We start from the raw sequence: 15,558 nt of genomic DNA, 5'->3' as shown, positions 1-15,558 counted from the left end.
CAATAGACGGTGCCAGAAACCAGGGACAGTGTCGGCTTCAGTGCGGAATCTGCGTTTGGATTCCTGCCGGCGAAACCGATAACAAGATTATTCGCGCAGCCGGTTTATCCCGCGCTGCGTTTTTCGTGCGTGCCAAATCAGAGCCCGCAGGAAACTTGCTTGGAGGGGGAGAACTTTTGCGAAAAGCCCGAGTCTATGTTTGCAAGTCTGGTCGTTTAGTAATGCAAGTCTCCTCCGGGCTTATCGAGGAGTGTTCATGCTAACCCAGGAAGAGGATCAGCAGCTGGTCGAACGCGTACAGCGTGGCGACAAGCGAGCTTTCGATCTGCTGGTGCTGAAATATCAGCACAAAATTCTCGGGTTGATCGTGCGTTTTGTGCACGACACCCATGAAGCCCAGGACGTTGCTCAGGAAGCCTTTATCAAGGCGTATCGGGCACTTGGAAATTTCCGCGGTGACAGTGCGTTTTATACGTGGCTGTACCGTATTGCCATTAACACGGCAAAGAACTACCTGGTTTCCCGCGGCCGTCGGCCGCCGGATAGCGATGTAAGTTCAGAGGATGCAGAGTTCTACGATGGCGATCACGGCCTCAAGGATCTCGAATCACCAGAACGTGCATTGCTGCGGGATGAGATCGAAGGCACTGTCCATCGAACCATCCAGCAACTGCCAGAGGATTTGCGTACGGCTTTAACTTTACGTGAATTCGATGGTCTGAGTTACGAGGACATTGCGAGCGTCATGCAGTGTCCGGTGGGTACCGTGCGCTCCCGGATTTTCCGCGCTCGGGAGGCCATCGACAAAGCCCTGCAACCGTTGTTGCAGGAAAACTGAGACAGCGGCGACAGCCAAGAGAGGAACGCCATGAGTCGTGAAGCCCTGCAGGAATCGCTGTCCGCAGTGATGGATAACGAAGCGGACGAACTGGAATTGCGTCGAGTGCTCAGCGCACTGGATGATGTTGATACCCGTGAGACCTGGGCTCGTTACCAGATCGCTCGGGCAGCCATGCACAAGGATCTGCTGCTTCCGCGTCTGGATATCGCTGCGGCAGTGTCCGCTGCGCTGGAAGACGAAACGGCTCCGGCCAAAGTATCCCGCAGCCCATGGCGTAACCTGGGTCGCCTCGCTGTTGCCGCTTCGGTAACCGTGGCCGTTCTGGCCGGTGTTCGCCTGTACAACCAGGACGAAATCGCTGGTGTTGAACTGGCCCAGCAGTCGAATCAGCCTACTCTGGCCACTCCACAGGTCAAAGGTCCGGCAGTTCTGGCTGGTTACAGCGAGAGCTCGGAAGCGACTGGCCCTATGGCTAACGGCGTTCTGCAAGGTCAGCCAGGCTGGCATGACCAGCGTCTGCCAGGCTATCTGCGTCAGCACGCTCAGCAGGCTGCACTCAAAGGAACTGAAAGCGCGCTGCCATACGCACGTGCCGCAAGCCTGGAAAACCGTTAAGGAGGATCATGCGCGCCATCCCTCTACTTTCGCTTCTGCTCAGTGGCTGGTTCATCGTTCCAGCCCACGCTGACGAGGCCCAGGACTGGTTGACCCGTCTGGGCCAGGCCGAGCAGCAGCAGAGCTTCCACGGCACTTTCGTTTACGAGCGCAACGGCAGTTTTTCCACGCACAACATCTGGCATCGTGTCCAGAATGGCCAGGTCCGCGAGCGTTTATTACAGCTCGATGGCTCGGCTCAGGAAGTCGTGCGCATTGATGGACGTACTCAATGCGTGAGCGGCACCCTGATTGCGGGATTGGGTGACTCACCCAACGCTGCCGCCCGTGCGCTGGATCCCAAAAAGCTGAAGAATTGGTATGACCTTGCCGTCATTGGCAAGTCGCGCGTGGCCGGCCGTGATGCAGTGATTGTGTCGCTGACGCCTCGTGATCAGCACCGTTATGGTTTCGAGTTGCATCTGGACAAGAAAACCGGGCTGCCGCTCAAGTCGTTGCTGTTGAACGACAAAGGGCAGTTGCTCGAGCGTTTCCAGTTCACCAGCCTCGATACGGATGTAATCCCATCGGACAAGGACTTGTTGGCGGACCCGGATTGCAAGCCGATCAACATTGCAAGCGACAAGGCTTCTGCAGCGAAAACCGTGCAAAACTGGCGTTCGGACTGGCTCCCGCCAGGCTTTGAGCTGACCAGCAGCAGTTCGCACAAGGATGCGCAAACCAAGACTCAGGTCAGCAGTCTGATGTATGACGATGGTCTGGCGCGTTTCTCGGTGTTCCTTGAACCGTTGAACGGTGCAACCGTTACCGATACCCGTACCCAGTTGGGCCCGACCGTCGCGGTATCCCGTCGCCTGACCACGCCGCAGGGTGAAATGATGGTCACGGTGGTTGGCGAAATCCCGATTGGCACCGCCGAACGAATTGCTCTATCGATGCGCAACAACGATGGCGCTGCGACCAGCAAGCAGTGAGCTGATTTCAGTCATTTCCACTTCGTCGTCGAGACGTCGAAATGTTTGCTGAGCATTTTCATTTGCAAAACCCCTGAAAATTTTTTATAGGTCAGAGCCTCACGGCTCTGGCCTTGTTTGTTGTTCCCGGAACAAAAATGCCGGTCTGTGGTTTCCGGTGTTCCTTTGCTCCATATCGCTTAACCCTGCTCGTCGTAACGGGAGCTGTATGTCGATACCAAGTTTGAAGTCTTACCTTTCCATCTTCGCCACCGTGCTGTTGCTCGGTCAGGCGGTGCCTGCTGCGCAAGCGGCCGATCTGCCTGATTTCACCCAGTTGGTCGAACAAGCGTCGCCAGCGGTGGTGAACATCAGTACCACGCAGAAACTGCCGGACCGTCGGGTCAACCAGCAGATGCCGGATCTGGAAGGCCTGCCACCGATGCTGCGCGAATTCTTCGAGCGCGGCATGCCGCCTCAGCAGCGCTCGCCACGTGGCGATGGCCGCCAGCGTGAAGCGCAATCGCTGGGCTCGGGTTTCATCATTTCGCCGGATGGCTACATCCTCACCAACAATCACGTGATCGCCGATGCTGACGAAATCCTCGTCCGTCTGGCTGACCGCAGTGAGATGAAAGCCAAGCTGGTCGGCACCGACCCCCGCTCTGACGTGGCGTTGCTGAAAATCGAAGGCAAGGATCTGCCGGTGCTCAAGCTCGGCAAATCCCAGGATCTGAAGGCCGGCCAGTGGGTCGTGGCGATCGGTTCGCCATTCGGCTTTGACCACACCGTGACCCAAGGTATCGTCAGCGCCGTCGGTCGGAGCCTGCCAAACGAAAACTATGTGCCGTTCATTCAGACCGACGTGCCGATCAACCCGGGCAACTCCGGTGGCCCGCTGTTCAACCTGAACGGTGAAGTGGTCGGCATCAACTCGCAGATCTACACCCGCTCCGGTGGTTTCATGGGCGTGTCGTTTGCCATTCCGATCGACGTGGCGATGGATGTTTCCAACCAGCTCAAAAGCGGTGGCAAAGTCAGCCGCGGCTGGCTGGGCGTAGTCATCCAGGAAGTGAACAAGGACCTCGCCGAGTCGTTCGGTCTCGACAAGCCGGCCGGCGCTCTCGTTGCACAGATCCAGGATGACGGCCCTGCGGCCAAGGGCGGCCTGCAAGTTGGCGACGTGATCCTGAGCATGAACGGTCAGCCGATCGTCATGTCCGCCGATTTGCCGCATCTGGTCGGCGCGCTGAAGGCTGGCGCCAAAGCCAATCTGGAAGTGATTCGTGAAGGCAAGCGCAAGAACGTCGAGCTGACCGTCGGCGCAATCCCGGACGAGGACAAAGAGCTGGCAGGTCTGCCGAAATCCGGCGCTGAAAGCAGCAGCAACCGCCTCGGCGTTGCGGTCGGCGAATTGACCGCCGAGCAGAAGAAAACCTACGACCTCAAAGGTGGTGTGGTGATCAAGGAAGTGCAGGACGGTCCTGCGGCCCTGATCGGTCTGCAACCGGGTGACGTGATCACCCACCTGAACAATCAAGCCATCGGCTCGGCCAAGGAGTTCACCGACATCGCCAAGGCGTTGCCGAAGAACCGTTCGGTGTCGATGCGCGTGCTGCGTCAGGGCCGTGCCAGCTTCATCACCTTCAAACTGGCGGAATAAGCCAGTAACAAGGTAAAAAAGAAACCGCCTCGAAAGAGGCGGTTTTTTTGTGTCTGCAGTTTTTGTCTTGTCTCGAAAGACTCAGCCCATCATGTCCTTGACCATACGCTCCTGCTCCATCAACTCGCGCTGGCGGGCATCGATGCGCGAGGACAACGGGAAGTTGTTGCCGGCCTTGCGCTTGGCGAAGTCCAGCTGCTGAATGGCCTGGCGGTAATCGCCGACCAGTGCAAAATACTCGGCGCGCGCCTGATGCAGGCCGATGATGTTGCCCGACAAGCCGCGGGTTTCAGCAACCTGATACCAGACGTCCGGATCATCCGGGCGCGACTTGAGCAGACTGTCGAGTGCCTTCTCGGCATCGGCGGCGCGATTCTGTTTCAACAGCAGATCGACACGCACCTGATTCAGTGGATAGTTGCCCGGGAACTGCGTAAGCATGCGGTCGACCCGTGATTGCGCTTCGGGCAGGCGATTGTTGGTGATGTCCAGATCGACCTGCGCGAGGTTGTAGATGATCTCGTTCGGCGACTTGGCCAACAGCTGCTTCAGGTTCTCTCGCGCTTCGTTGAGCTGGCCGCCCTTGATTTGCGCGATGGCCAGGCCGTAACGCGCGACATCATTTTTCGGGTTCTCATCGAGCAGGGCGCGGAAACGCTTGGCGCCCAGCCCCGGGGTTTCCTCATAGATCAACTGCACCCGCGCGCGAATCAACTGGTAGCGCATGCTGTCTTCGATGCCGCCCGGTTTCGCCTGCTCGGCGCGGTTGCGGGTGTCGGCGATACGCGATTCGGTGACCGGGTGAGTCAGGAGGAATTCCGGCGGCTTGGCGTCAAAGCGGTACTGGCGCATCAGGCGTTCGAACATGGTTGGCATCGAACGCGGATCGTACCCGGCCTTTTCCAGGTTGAGGATGCCGATGCGGTCCGCTTCCTGTTCGTTCTGCCGCGAGAAGCGCCGTTGTTCCTGCAACGCCGCAGCCTGGGTGCCGGCGATGGTGGCGATGCCGGCATCACCGCCACCTGCCGCCGCGATGACGATACCCGCCAGCAACGCGGCCATCATCGGCACCTGCATTCTTTGTGAGGCTTCGACGCCGCGAGCGAAGTGGCGTTGCGACAAGTGCGCCAGTTCGTGAGCGAGCACCGAGGCGTATTCACCTTCGGTCTGGGCGTTGAGGAACAGGCCGCCGTTGACCCCGACCACGCCGCCCGGCGCTGCGAAGGCGTTGAGTTGTGGGCTGTTGATCAGGATGAATTCCAGGCGTCGGTCGGAGACCTGACTGGTCTCCACCAGCTTGTAGACGCTGGATTCGACGTAATCCTTGAGCTGCGGATCGTTGAGCTGGGAAACCTGACTGCGCAGCATGGCCAGCCAGGCGCGGCCTAGCTGGTATTCCTGTTGCGGCGAGACAATGGCAGAGCTGGCGTCGCCGAGTGACGGCAGATCGTCGGCAAAGCCTGGTGAGGCGAGCAGGCAAGCGAGCGTCAGCAGGGTAGGGCGCAGAAAAGTCATGCACAAAGCCTTGGAGGACAAAGACCTTACTGTAGCCGGACACCGAAGCCGCGACCAGATATTCTAGGCAGCTCGACAACCCGAACCGGAGTGACGCAATGACTGACGCTGTAGCCCATGACGTGGAACTGGACGCCAGTGGCCTGAACTGTCCGTTGCCGTTGCTCAAGGCAAAAATGGAACTCAACAAACTGCAAAGTGGCGCTGTGCTCAAGGTGATCGCTACCGATGCCGGCTCGCAACGCGATTTCCGTACCTTTGCCAAACTCGCCGGTCATGCGCTGTTGCGCGAAGAAGACGAGGCTGGCGTCTACCGTTACTGGTTGAAGAAAGCCTGAAGCGCCGCGCTTAAAATCGAAGGGATTATTGATGTTCAAAGTGTTACGCGACTGGATTCAGCGCTACTTCTCCGATGAAGAAGCCGTGGTGCTGGCAGTGCTGCTGTTTCTCGCCTTCACTGCCGTGCTCACCCTCGGCGGCATGCTTGCGCCGGTTTTGGCCGGAATGGTGCTGGCGTATCTGATGCAGGGCCTGGTGGTGACGCTCGAGCGGCTGCGTGTGCCCGGCGGGGTGGCGGTGGGGCTGGTGTTTGCGCTGTTCATGGGCGCGCTGATGCTGTTTATCGTCGTGGTGCTGCCATTGCTGTGGCATCAGTTGATCACCCTGTTCAACGAGTTGCCGGGCATGCTCGCCAAGTGGCAATCGCTGCTGCTTCTATTGCCCGAGCGCTATCCGCATCTGGTGTCTGACGAGCAAGTCCTGCAGGCGATCGAAGCGGCGCGGGGCGAGATTGGCAAGTTCGGTCAGTGGGCACTGACTTTCTCGTTGTCGAGTTTGCCGCTGCTGGTGAACATCATGATCTACCTGGTTCTGGTGCCGATTCTGGTGTTCTTCTTCCTCAAGGATCGGGCGATGATTGGCGAATGGGTGCGTGGCTATCTGCCTCGCGAACGCGCGCTGATCACCCGCGTCGCCCAGGAAATGAACCGGCAGATCGCCAATTACATACGTGGCAAAGGCATCGAGATCGTGATTTGCGGCGGCGTGACCTACATCGCCTTCATCGCGCTGGGCCTGAACTACGCGGCGCTGCTGGCTTTGCTGGTCGGTTTGTCGGTGGTGGTGCCGTATGTCGGTGCGGTAGTGGTGACCGTGCCGGTGCTGCTGATTGCGCTGTTCCAGTGGGGCTGGAGCGATCAGTTCATCTACCTGATGGCGGTTTACGGCATCATTCAGACGCTGGACGGCAACGTGCTGGTGCCGTTGCTGTTTTCGGAAGCAGTGAATCTGCATCCGGTGGCAATCATCTGCGCGGTGCTGTTGTTTGGCGGGTTGTGGGGATTCTGGGGGGTGTTTTTTGCGATCCCGCTGGCGACGCTGTTCAAGGCTGTGCTCGATGCGTGGCCGCGCAAGGAGCCGGTGGTGGCGCCGTTGCTTTAAATCGGGGTGAGGCTTTTGGCCTCATCGCTGGCAAGCCAGCTCCCACAGGTTTTGTATGTGCTGAACCCTGTGGGAGCTGGCTTGCCAGCGATGGCGTCGGTGACGACGCAGCAAAACCATCAGGCTTTATTCAGAACCTCAGCCGCCGCCAGCACGGCATCAACATGCCCCGGCACTTTCACGCCACGCCATTCCTGACGCAGCACACCGTCCTTATCAATCAGGAAAGTGCTGCGATCAACGCCCAGGTATTCCTTGCCATACAGCTTTTTCAGCTTGATCACGTCGAACAACTGGCAAACCGCCTCGTCCTTGTCACTGATCAGTTCGAAGGGGAATTCCTGTTTGCCTTTGAAGTTTTCGTGCGACTTCAAACTGTCGCGGGAAATGCCGAAGACTTCGGTGTTGGCAGCCTTGAAAGCCGCATATTGATCGCGAAAACCCTGGCCCTGAGTAGTGCAGCCCGGGGTGCTGTCCTTCGGGTAGAAGTAGATCACCACTTGCTTGCCCTTGAGTTCGGACAGGCTGACGGTCTGCCCGCTGGTCGCAGGCGCGGTGAAATCCGCAACCGGTTGGTCGATGACAACGGCCATGAAAGCTTCCTTACATTGGGTTTTGTGGGCGCCAAGGCTCGATCAGGGCATCCAGATTCATCGCGTCGGCGAAATCAAGGAACTGATCGCGCAGCCAACTGATCTGGGTGTTGGCCGGCAGGGTCACGGTGAACGTGGCGTTGAGCATGGTGCCGCCGGTCTGGGGAGCCTGGTAAGTGTCGCAGGTGAGGTTTTCCAGCTCGACGTTGTGGTCCATGAAGAACTGGCACAGCTCATTGATGATGTCCGGGCGATACGCCGAGCTGACGTAAGCCACGTAAGGCAGCGCTTGCGGACGATTTTCCAGAGCGGCGCTGCGCACCACGTTGACGGTGAATGCGTGACGCTTGGCCAGCAATGGCAGGCTGCCTTCGAGGCGCGCGAGGGCGTCCCAGCTGCCGGAAATTTCCAGCACCAAGGCGCTGCACTCGCCGTGGCGGGTCAGGCGAGAGGTGACGACGGCGCAGCGGTTTTCATGGCTGGCGCGGCACAGGACGTTGGTCAGCTCCATGGGGTTGGCGCCGAGGGCACTGATGACAAGGAATTGTTCGCGAACTGTGGGGGTGGACATGCAGCATTCCTAAAGCGATGAGCGGTCGGTAGGTTGACGGGCGTTGGCGGCCGGGAGTGCCTGTTCTGGCGGTCCGTATAAAGAGCCCCGGCCAGCGTTCGCGGCTCGCTCCGCTGTGCGGGAGCGCGTCGATGCGACGCAGGAACGGGGCCTGGGAGGCCGAAAGGGGAGGCTGAAACCCGGCGTACAAGCTGATCTGTACCGATCAAAGTCTGAAGGGTAGCGAAAAGCGGCGCCAAGGGGAATGGCGGCGGCGCAGTACTTCGCTTGTGCAAGCATCTTGGCGCCAGTACCATTACCGCTCTCTTTTTCCGGCAGGAGCGGTTTCATGATTGCGGGCAGTATGGTGGCACTGGTCACTCCCATGGATGCACAAGGGCGTCTTGACTGGGACAGCCTCAGCAAACTCGTGGACTTCCACCTCAAGAACGGCACCCATGCCATCGTCGCCGTCGGTACTACCGGCGAGTCGGCCACCCTTGATGTAGAAGAGCACATCGCCGTCATCAAAGCCGTGGTCAAACAGGTTGCCGGGCGCATTCCGGTCATCGCCGGCACCGGCGCCAATTCGACCCGCGAAGCCGTCGAGCTGACCCGCAACGCCAAGGCCGCCGGCGCCGATGCCTGCCTGCTGGTGGTTCCTTATTACAACAAGCCGACCCAGGAAGGCCTGTACCAGCACTTCAAGCACATCGCTGAAGCGGTCGACATTCCGCAGATTCTCTACAACGTTCCCGGCCGCACCTCCTGCGACATGCAGGCCGAGACCGTGATTCGCCTGTCCACCGTGCCGAACATCATCGGCATCAAGGAAGCCACCGGCGACCTCAAGCGCGCCAAAGCGATCATCGATGGCGTGAGCAAGGATTTCATCGTGCTGTCCGGCGATGATCCGACCGCTGTCGAGCTGATCCTGCTGGGCGGCAAAGGCAACATTTCGGTCACCGCCAACGTCGCCCCGCGCGAAATGGCTGACCTGTGCGAGGCCGCGCTGAAGGGCGACGCCGATACCGCACGCGCAATCAACGAAAAACTGATGCCGCTGCACAAGGACCTGTTCATCGAAGCCAACCCGATTCCGGTGAAGTGGGCTTTGGTCGAAATGGGCCTGATGCACGAAGGCATCCGCCTGCCACTGACCTGGCTGAGCACCCCTTGTCATGAAACGCTGCGCTCGGCCCTGCGCCAGTGCAACGTCCTGGTTTAATTGAGGAAGTACAACGCATGAAGCGAATGGCCGGACTTTCCGCACTTGCCTTGATTATCTCCAGCACCAGTGGCTGCGGATGGGTCTGGGGGCCGGAAGGTTATTTCCGCGACCGTGGAAGCGATTACCTGCAAGCGCAACAGACTGCACCGATGCAATTGCCACCGGATGTAAGCACTGCCAAGCGTCTCGATCCGCTGTTGCCGATCCCGCGCAACGTGGCCGATGACACCGCGACGGGCGAATACGTCGTGCCGCGTCCTCAGCCGCTTTCGGCGGTTGCCGACGCAACTGATTACTCGCTGCAGAAGAGCGGTGATTCGCGTTGGGTCGTGGCTCAGCACCCGCCGGCCGAAGTCTGGCCAGTGGCGCTGCAGTTCTTCCAGGACAACGGTTTCCGTCTGGATGAACAGCGTCCGCAGACCGGTGAGTTCACCACCACCTGGCAGCACTCCGACGAGTTGTCCGCATCGATGGCCAAACGCCTGAGTGCGGCCGGTATTGCCAGCGACAGCGAAACCCGCGTGCGTGTGCGCATCGAGCCGGGCGTGCAGCGCAACACCAGTGAGATCTACGTGGTCAGCGCCGAGCGTCCTGCCGGCAGCACGGCCGACGTGGCTTTCACCAACCGTTCGGTCAACACTGGCCTGGACGCTGCGCTGGTCGACGACATGCTCGCGAGCATGAGCCGCACGTCCGAGAAGGGCGGTTCGGTGTCGATGCTGGCCTCGCGTGATTTCGACGCGCCGAGCCGTGTCAGCCTGAACGAAGACGGCAGCGGCAACCCGGTATTGAACGTCGGTACCGATCTGGACCGCGCCTGGTCGAGCGTCGGCCGTGCGCTGGAACAGGGCGAATGGCGCGTTGAAGACATCAACCGCAGCCTGGGCCTGTACTACATCAACCTGGCCGAAAAAGCCGAGAAGAAAGACGACAAGCCTGGCTTCTTCAGCAGCCTGTTCGGCAGTGCGCCGAGCAAGGAAGAAGTCGAAGCCCGCGCCGAGCGTTATCAGGTTCGCCTGAGCAAGGTGGGCGAGAACATCCAGGTTACCGTCGAAAAGAACATCAACACCGTCGCGCCGGCCGATGTCGCGCGTAAAGTGTTGAGCGTGATTCAGGACAACCTGGGCTGATCCGATATGCGTTTTGCCGTTCTCGGCAGCGGTAGCCAAGGGAACGGCACGCTGATCGCCAGTGCTGATACGTACGTGCTGGTGGATTGTGGTTTTTCCCTGCGGGAAACCGAAAGACGTCTGTTGCGCCTGGGTGTTCACCCGGCGCAACTGAGCGCGATACTTGTGACCCACGAACATGCCGACCACGTGCATGGCGTGGGTTTGCTGTCTCGGCGCTACAATCTGCCGGTCTACCTCAGTCGTGGCACGTTGCGCGGGATGCGCAAACCGCTTGAACCGGCAGGCTTTCTGGCCGGCGGCGAGCAACTGCAGATCGGCGCACTGAACGTCGGGGTCATTGCCGTGGCCCATGACGCGCAGGAGCCGACCCAGTACGTTTTCAGCGATCAGGAACAGCGGCGCTTCGGCCTGTTGACCGACCTGGGATCGTTCTGCGAGCGGGTGCTGGATGGCTATCGGGAACTCGATGCATTGATGATCGAGTCGAACCATTGCCGCGACATGCTGGCCCGTGGTCACTACCCGTACTTTCTCAAGCAACGGGTGGGCGGCGAACGCGGACATCTGAACAACCATCAGGCGGCATTCCTGGTGGCCGAGTTGGGCTGGCAGGGTTTGCAACACCTGGTGCTGGCCCATCTGAGCAGCAAGAACAACCTGCCGCAGCTGGCCCGGCAATGTTTTGTCGACACCCTCGGGTGCGACCCGGACTGGCTGCAACTGGCCGATCAAGATTCAGGGCTCGACTGGCGCCACATCGCCTAGCCCACCTACTTAGCAAGCGGAGCCCATCATGGAAAAACGTGAAGAACTCTACCGCGGCAAAGCCAAATCGGTTTACAAGACCGACGACGCTGACCGCTTGATCCTGCTGTTTCGCAACGACACTTCGGCGTTCGACGGCAAGCGCATCGAACAGCTTGATCGCAAGGGTATGGTGAACAACAAGTTCAACGCCTTCATCATGCAGAAACTCGAAGCGGCCGGCGTGCCGACCCAGTTCGACAAACTGCTGGGCGACAACGAATGCCTGGTGAAGAAGCTCGACATGATCCCGGTCGAATGCGTCGTGCGTAACTATGCCGCCGGCAGCCTGGTCAAGCGTCTGGGCGTCGAGGAGGGCATGAAGCTCAACCCGTACACCTTCGAACTGTTCTTGAAGGACGACGCCAAGGGCGACCCGTTCATCAACGAATCCCACGTCGTGGCATTCGGCTGGGGTACCGCCGAGCAACTGGCGCGCATGAAGGAACTGTCGCTCAAGGTCAACGAAGTCCTGAGCAAACTGTTCGACGACGCCGGCCTGCTTCTGGTCGATTTCAAGCTTGAATTCGGCGTGTTCAGCGACGGCTCCATCGTCCTCGGCGACGAGTTCAGCCCGGACGGCTGCCGTCTGTGGGACAAGGACACCAAGAAGAAGATGGACAAGGACCGCTTCCGCCAGGGCCTCGGTGACGTCATCGAAGCCTACGAAGAAGTCGCCGCTCGTCTGGGCGTACCGCTTTAATCGACGCAAGCATCTGATAGCACGGAAAAAATTTCGTTTGGGGGGTTCGCAACCAACGAAAGTGTTGTTATGATGCGCGCCGTTGGAGAGATGCCAGAGTGGCCGAATGGGACGGATTCGAAATCCGTTGTACCTTCACCGGTACCTAGGGTTCGAATCCCTATCTCTCCGCCATTATTGAACAAGACGAAGCCCCCGTAATCATTGATGATTACGGGGGCTTTTTCGTTTGTGTCGTTCTGATTAGGGCATTATTAGGGCATACAGCTGCTCCAGCAGGTCGTCTCGGCTTGATGTCTGCCCTGAGCAAAACCTTGGGATGAAATGTATTAACACTGCGCGTTATGACCCCTCAGTGCTGCCACAGAGACCCTGTAGCTCCACCTGAGACTTAGAGTGGTCGGTCGAGTGGGGTGGCGTTGGAAAAGTAGGTTTGATGGCGGAGAGGCTTCAGGCGGCGCGAGAGGTGCCTCTCCTTGTGCGTCGGTTATCCTGTCGCTATTCAATACTGTGGGCGAGTTCAACAAGGGTTGTATAATTCCTCATCTGTTCGAACTCACTATAAAAAGCCGAGTTTGCTCGATCTATATATCCCAATTCGCTACCTGAAGCTCTGTGCATACTCTGTCGGGCAGATTCTTTTCCTTCTCTATATCTGGTTAGATAGATTGAAAATATTTCATGGATGGATATATTTGATATTAAGAAGTAAAGAATCTTCCCGTTGTAGATTTTTTCTATTTGTCTGAGTGCGTTTGTGTAATCGCCTCGAATGGCCATTTCGTAAAGATCAGGTGATTCATCTTTTAAAAATACCAAATAAGCGGCCCAAAACAAGTGGAAGCCATTAGATTTACAGTTTGTTCGAACCGCATTTATTTGCATCGATATTTTCTCTAGCTCTCTTAGCTTTGACTTGAATGTTAAAGCTAGGGCTAGTATTACTGCTTGATGTTGGTTGAGTTGGTGCGGTCCTGAAAGAATAGCTTGTGGGTCAGGCTTTACCGGCTCTGCATCAAAGTGAGAAAAAGTTCGTCCGACCTCGACAATGTTGTTAAGTCCTACAATGGCGTCTTCTGTTGTGTAGGTAAAGTTGGCCTTCACCCATGCGCCTATATCGGTATTGTCCAAAGTAAATTCGGCGTCGAAAAAGCGTTTTAAGTATTTTTCCGAGGCAAACCCTGTGCCGTAAACAGCTCTTATCGAGTGACTGAGCTGAAGAGTGTCGGTTGCAATTATGAATTTGCATCCTGATACTTCGAATAGATGCTTTATTCTCTCTAAAAGTTCGATTGCGAAGGTGGGGCGGCAGCGATCCAGCTCGTCGATAAAAATATAAACCGGTTTCTCAGTGCCTCCTGCGGCAAGTTGACGAGATGAAAGAACTACCAGTTCGTGAAATACTTTTTTGAAATCTTCAACTATTGCAAGTGTCTCTTTGTTTGTTTCAATCAATTTTTCAACTGCTTTCTCAGCGGCATCTGCTAGGGCGTCGCTATCTGCCACTTCTGAGAACAGTCCAATGTCTACGCCCGTAAATTTTTTCACTACTCCTTTAGCTAGTGCTGGTGTCGCAGCAATCAAAGTTTTAGACGCTTTGCTTGTGAATTTTTTTATCAGATTGTCAGCTTCTTGTAGCGGTCCGATAACATCGTGCAGTTGATCTTTTATAGTTGCAACTAAGGAAACAAATGCATCTCCTGAAAAATCTGTTTCCCAAGCATTAAAATATACACATGCTCTATCAGATGATTGCTCCGCTACCCAGTTTTTAAGAAAAAAGGTTTTCCCTGATCCCCAGGCTGAGTTCACATTTAGAACATTTATCTTTGGAGTCGCATCGAGGTACTGAGTAAGGAATTTTGCAACCCCTTTTCTGTTCATCTGATCCAAAGCCCAAGGCTCGCCTTCGATATAAGTACCCAATTTATAGCTCTCCTATAGAGTTCTGATCGCAGCAGAAGAATTTTGGTCAGATTTGACTCTAGCAAAAATATGGAGATAGTAAAATAAACAAAAATTATGGTCTAAACCCCAGCATTTTTGAAACCATCCCCGCCATGCTTTTGGTATCTTTAGGTATCCACCTTCCGTAATGTTTTCTGACCATGGTCGTATCAGCATGTCCAAGTTGCCGTGCTACCCATTCAACTGGTACGTAGCTGGAAAGCATTTGACTGGCAAAAGTGTGGCGGCACTGATTCGCACCTCGATGACGCACTTCAGCTTTTTTAAGATGAGCTGTGAACCAGTTGCTCAATGTTTTGCCGCTCCAGAGTAAGCCGCTGGTGGAGCTGCGGAAAAGGAACCTCACTTTCATTTTCTTGGAAGTGATGTTGTCGCGTTGGATAACCGTGATCTCTTCGGCTTGTGCGTCCTTAGCGGCGGCCACGATCTCCCTCATAAGTTCAAGGGCAGGGTCTATCAACTCAATGACTCGTACCCTTGAGCGTTCCTTGGGAACTTTGAATTCTCCTACTACCAATGCCCGCCGGACGTGTACCAGGCCGGCTTGGAGGTCTACGTCTTCAGCAGCCAGTCCGATAAGCTCGGACAGAGACAGCCCGGCCCAGCAGTTGAACTCAATCATTCGGGCATCAGCTCGCCGGCTAGGGTCCGCTTTACCGATCAACGCGATCTCGGTGCGACTGAAGGGGTCAGCATGCTCGAGGTCGACGTCTGACCCGACGTTGCTGATCCGGTCGAGGGGGTTGGCTTTCAGTATTCCGTCCCCGAATGCGTCGGCCCAGACTCCGCGAACGACAGTGAAAATGTCGTTCACTGTCTTCGGGGCCAGACCTTGCTTCAGCAACTGAGCTTGAAACAGCTCGATGTCGCTCTTGCTGATGTCGACGATTCGACGCTTACCGAATTTCTTCTCGACGTGTACTGCTTTGCTCACGTAGTTAACGACGGTACTTGAAGCTTTGAGCGCGCGCTGAACCTCTAGCCAGCGATCAATGCCTTCCTTCACCGTACGCTTCAGCGAAGGGCCGCCAGTGCCTGTGAACATTGCAGCCCTGGGTGATTTCGGAAAGTGCGCCGCGTAGTCGAAACGACCCTCTTTGATTTCGGTGAGGATGGTCCGACGCTTGTTATCCGCATACGCAATAGCGGCCTTGTTTACTTTCGAGATCCCTTCCAGCGGTTCCCGGCACCGTTGGCCATTGAAGATGAACCAGATGCGCAGCTGCTTGCCGTTCATCTCAACGCCGGTCGGCATCTTATCGATCATGGTTTCCCTTCCATCCAGCGCTCAATGGCTGCGCGGTTGTAGACGATTACATTGGCAGGGTCATACCGCCAGTGCTTGCCTTCAAGCCACAGGCCTCGGGTGCGGTACTTGCGGACTGCTTCGGTGCTCAAGCCGAAAACCGGGTACAGCAAGTCTTGGCGGAACCAGGCGCCCGGTGTGATGTGAAAGTCAATTTTCTCTGCTGCACTCATTGTGATTTCTCCGCTGCTCGCCGGGCGATACCTTCGGCTTGGCGCTGCTTGCTGCATTGTTGATGGTTGC

General features: G+C 57.0%; 16 protein-coding genes and 1 tRNA gene. 11 read left to right on the top strand and 6 right to left on the bottom strand.

Annotation, left to right across the window (positions count from 1 at the left end):
- Positions 1–256: 256 nt before the first annotated feature.
- From rpoE to QMX86_RS06215, 4 genes are all read left to right on the top strand, one after another.
- On the top strand, positions 257–838 hold the full coding sequence (gene rpoE, locus QMX86_RS06230; protein WP_003172477.1) for an RNA polymerase sigma factor RpoE: 582 nt from the start codon (positions 257–259) through the stop codon (positions 836–838).
- 30 nt (positions 839–868) lie between these two features.
- Complete coding sequence (locus QMX86_RS06225) at positions 869–1,456, top strand: RseA family anti-sigma factor (protein WP_008077804.1); 588 nt, start codon at positions 869–871, stop codon at positions 1,454–1,456.
- A gap of 8 nt (positions 1,457–1,464) precedes the next feature.
- A complete protein-coding gene (locus QMX86_RS06220; protein WP_282382447.1) occupies positions 1,465–2,430 on the top strand; it encodes a MucB/RseB C-terminal domain-containing protein in 966 nt (321 codons plus the stop codon).
- A 208-nt stretch (positions 2,431–2,638) separates the two neighbouring features.
- The gene (locus QMX86_RS06215; RefSeq protein WP_016771271.1) at positions 2,639–4,072 is read left to right on the top strand and encodes a DegQ family serine endoprotease; all 1,434 of its coding nucleotides are present in this window, start codon (positions 2,639–2,641) and stop codon (positions 4,070–4,072) included.
- 81 nt (positions 4,073–4,153) lie between these two features.
- On the opposite strand, the gene QMX86_RS06210 is transcribed toward QMX86_RS06215, so the two are convergent.
- On the bottom strand, positions 4,154–5,587 hold the full coding sequence (locus QMX86_RS06210; RefSeq protein WP_110601821.1) for a M48 family metalloprotease: 1,434 nt from the start codon (positions 5,585–5,587) through the stop codon (positions 4,154–4,156).
- 98 nt (positions 5,588–5,685) lie between these two features.
- On the opposite strand from QMX86_RS06210, the gene QMX86_RS06205 reads away from it, so the two are divergent.
- Together QMX86_RS06205 and QMX86_RS06200 are read left to right on the top strand one after the other, a co-directional pair.
- A complete protein-coding gene (locus QMX86_RS06205) occupies positions 5,686–5,925 on the top strand; it encodes a sulfurtransferase TusA family protein (protein ID WP_016771269.1) in 240 nt (79 codons plus the stop codon).
- Between the two features lie 31 nt (positions 5,926–5,956).
- Positions 5,957–7,027 carry an AI-2E family transporter gene (locus tag QMX86_RS06200; protein WP_016771268.1) on the top strand — a complete coding sequence of 357 codons (1,071 nt, stop codon included), beginning with the start codon at positions 5,957–5,959 and terminating at the stop codon, positions 7,025–7,027.
- Positions 7,028–7,146: 119 nt separating this feature from the next.
- Here the strand turns inward: QMX86_RS06200 and QMX86_RS06195 are convergent, their stop codons facing one another.
- Together QMX86_RS06195 and QMX86_RS06190 are read right to left on the bottom strand one after the other, a co-directional pair.
- A complete protein-coding gene (locus tag QMX86_RS06195; RefSeq protein WP_130929414.1) occupies positions 7,147–7,620 on the bottom strand; it encodes a peroxiredoxin in 474 nt (157 codons plus the stop codon).
- Between the two features lie 10 nt (positions 7,621–7,630).
- On the bottom strand, positions 7,631–8,191 hold the full coding sequence (locus QMX86_RS06190) for a glycine cleavage system protein R (RefSeq protein WP_071174673.1): 561 nt from the start codon (positions 8,189–8,191) through the stop codon (positions 7,631–7,633).
- A gap of 328 nt (positions 8,192–8,519) precedes the next feature.
- Here QMX86_RS06190 and dapA point away from each other — a divergent pair, with 328 nt between their 5' ends.
- From dapA to QMX86_RS06165, 5 genes are all read left to right on the top strand, one after another.
- Entirely contained in the window at positions 8,520–9,398 is an 879-nt protein-coding gene (dapA, locus tag QMX86_RS06185) for a 4-hydroxy-tetrahydrodipicolinate synthase (protein WP_016771265.1), read from the top strand.
- 17 nt (positions 9,399–9,415) lie between these two features.
- Positions 9,416–10,531: an outer membrane protein assembly factor BamC gene (bamC, locus tag QMX86_RS06180; protein ID WP_016771264.1), complete on the top strand. Its 1,116-nt coding sequence runs from the start codon at positions 9,416–9,418 to the stop codon at positions 10,529–10,531.
- Positions 10,532–10,537: 6 nt separating this feature from the next.
- Positions 10,538–11,299 carry an MBL fold metallo-hydrolase gene (locus QMX86_RS06175; RefSeq protein ID WP_282382435.1) on the top strand — a complete coding sequence of 254 codons (762 nt, stop codon included), beginning with the start codon at positions 10,538–10,540 and terminating at the stop codon, positions 11,297–11,299.
- A gap of 28 nt (positions 11,300–11,327) precedes the next feature.
- A complete protein-coding gene (gene purC, locus QMX86_RS06170; protein WP_016771262.1) occupies positions 11,328–12,041 on the top strand; it encodes a phosphoribosylaminoimidazolesuccinocarboxamide synthase in 714 nt (237 codons plus the stop codon).
- An 84-nt stretch (positions 12,042–12,125) separates the two neighbouring features.
- Positions 12,126–12,215: transfer RNA gene (locus QMX86_RS06165), tRNA-Ser, on the top strand.
- 324 nt (positions 12,216–12,539) lie between these two features.
- On the opposite strand, the gene QMX86_RS06160 is transcribed toward QMX86_RS06165, so the two are convergent.
- The 3 genes from QMX86_RS06160 to xisR form a co-directional block, all read right to left on the bottom strand.
- Entirely contained in the window at positions 12,540–13,967 is a 1,428-nt protein-coding gene (locus QMX86_RS06160) for a P-loop NTPase fold protein (protein WP_073473065.1), read from the bottom strand.
- Positions 13,968–14,061: 94 nt separating this feature from the next.
- Positions 14,062–15,276, bottom strand: coding sequence for a DUF3596 domain-containing protein (locus QMX86_RS06155; RefSeq protein WP_073473062.1), 1,215 nt, complete (start codon positions 15,274–15,276; stop codon positions 14,062–14,064).
- A complete protein-coding gene (gene xisR / locus QMX86_RS06150) occupies positions 15,273–15,488 on the bottom strand; it encodes an excisionase family protein (protein WP_073473060.1) in 216 nt (71 codons plus the stop codon). The genes QMX86_RS06155 and xisR overlap by 4 nt, the downstream gene beginning before the upstream one ends.
- Positions 15,489–15,558 lie beyond the last annotated feature (70 nt).

The sequence above is a fragment of the Pseudomonas sp. PS01270 genome (genome assembly GCF_029959775.1).
GTDB lineage: Bacteria > Pseudomonadota > Gammaproteobacteria > Pseudomonadales > Pseudomonadaceae > Aquipseudomonas > Aquipseudomonas atacamensis.
This window is presented reverse-complemented; position numbering and strand designations above follow the sequence as displayed.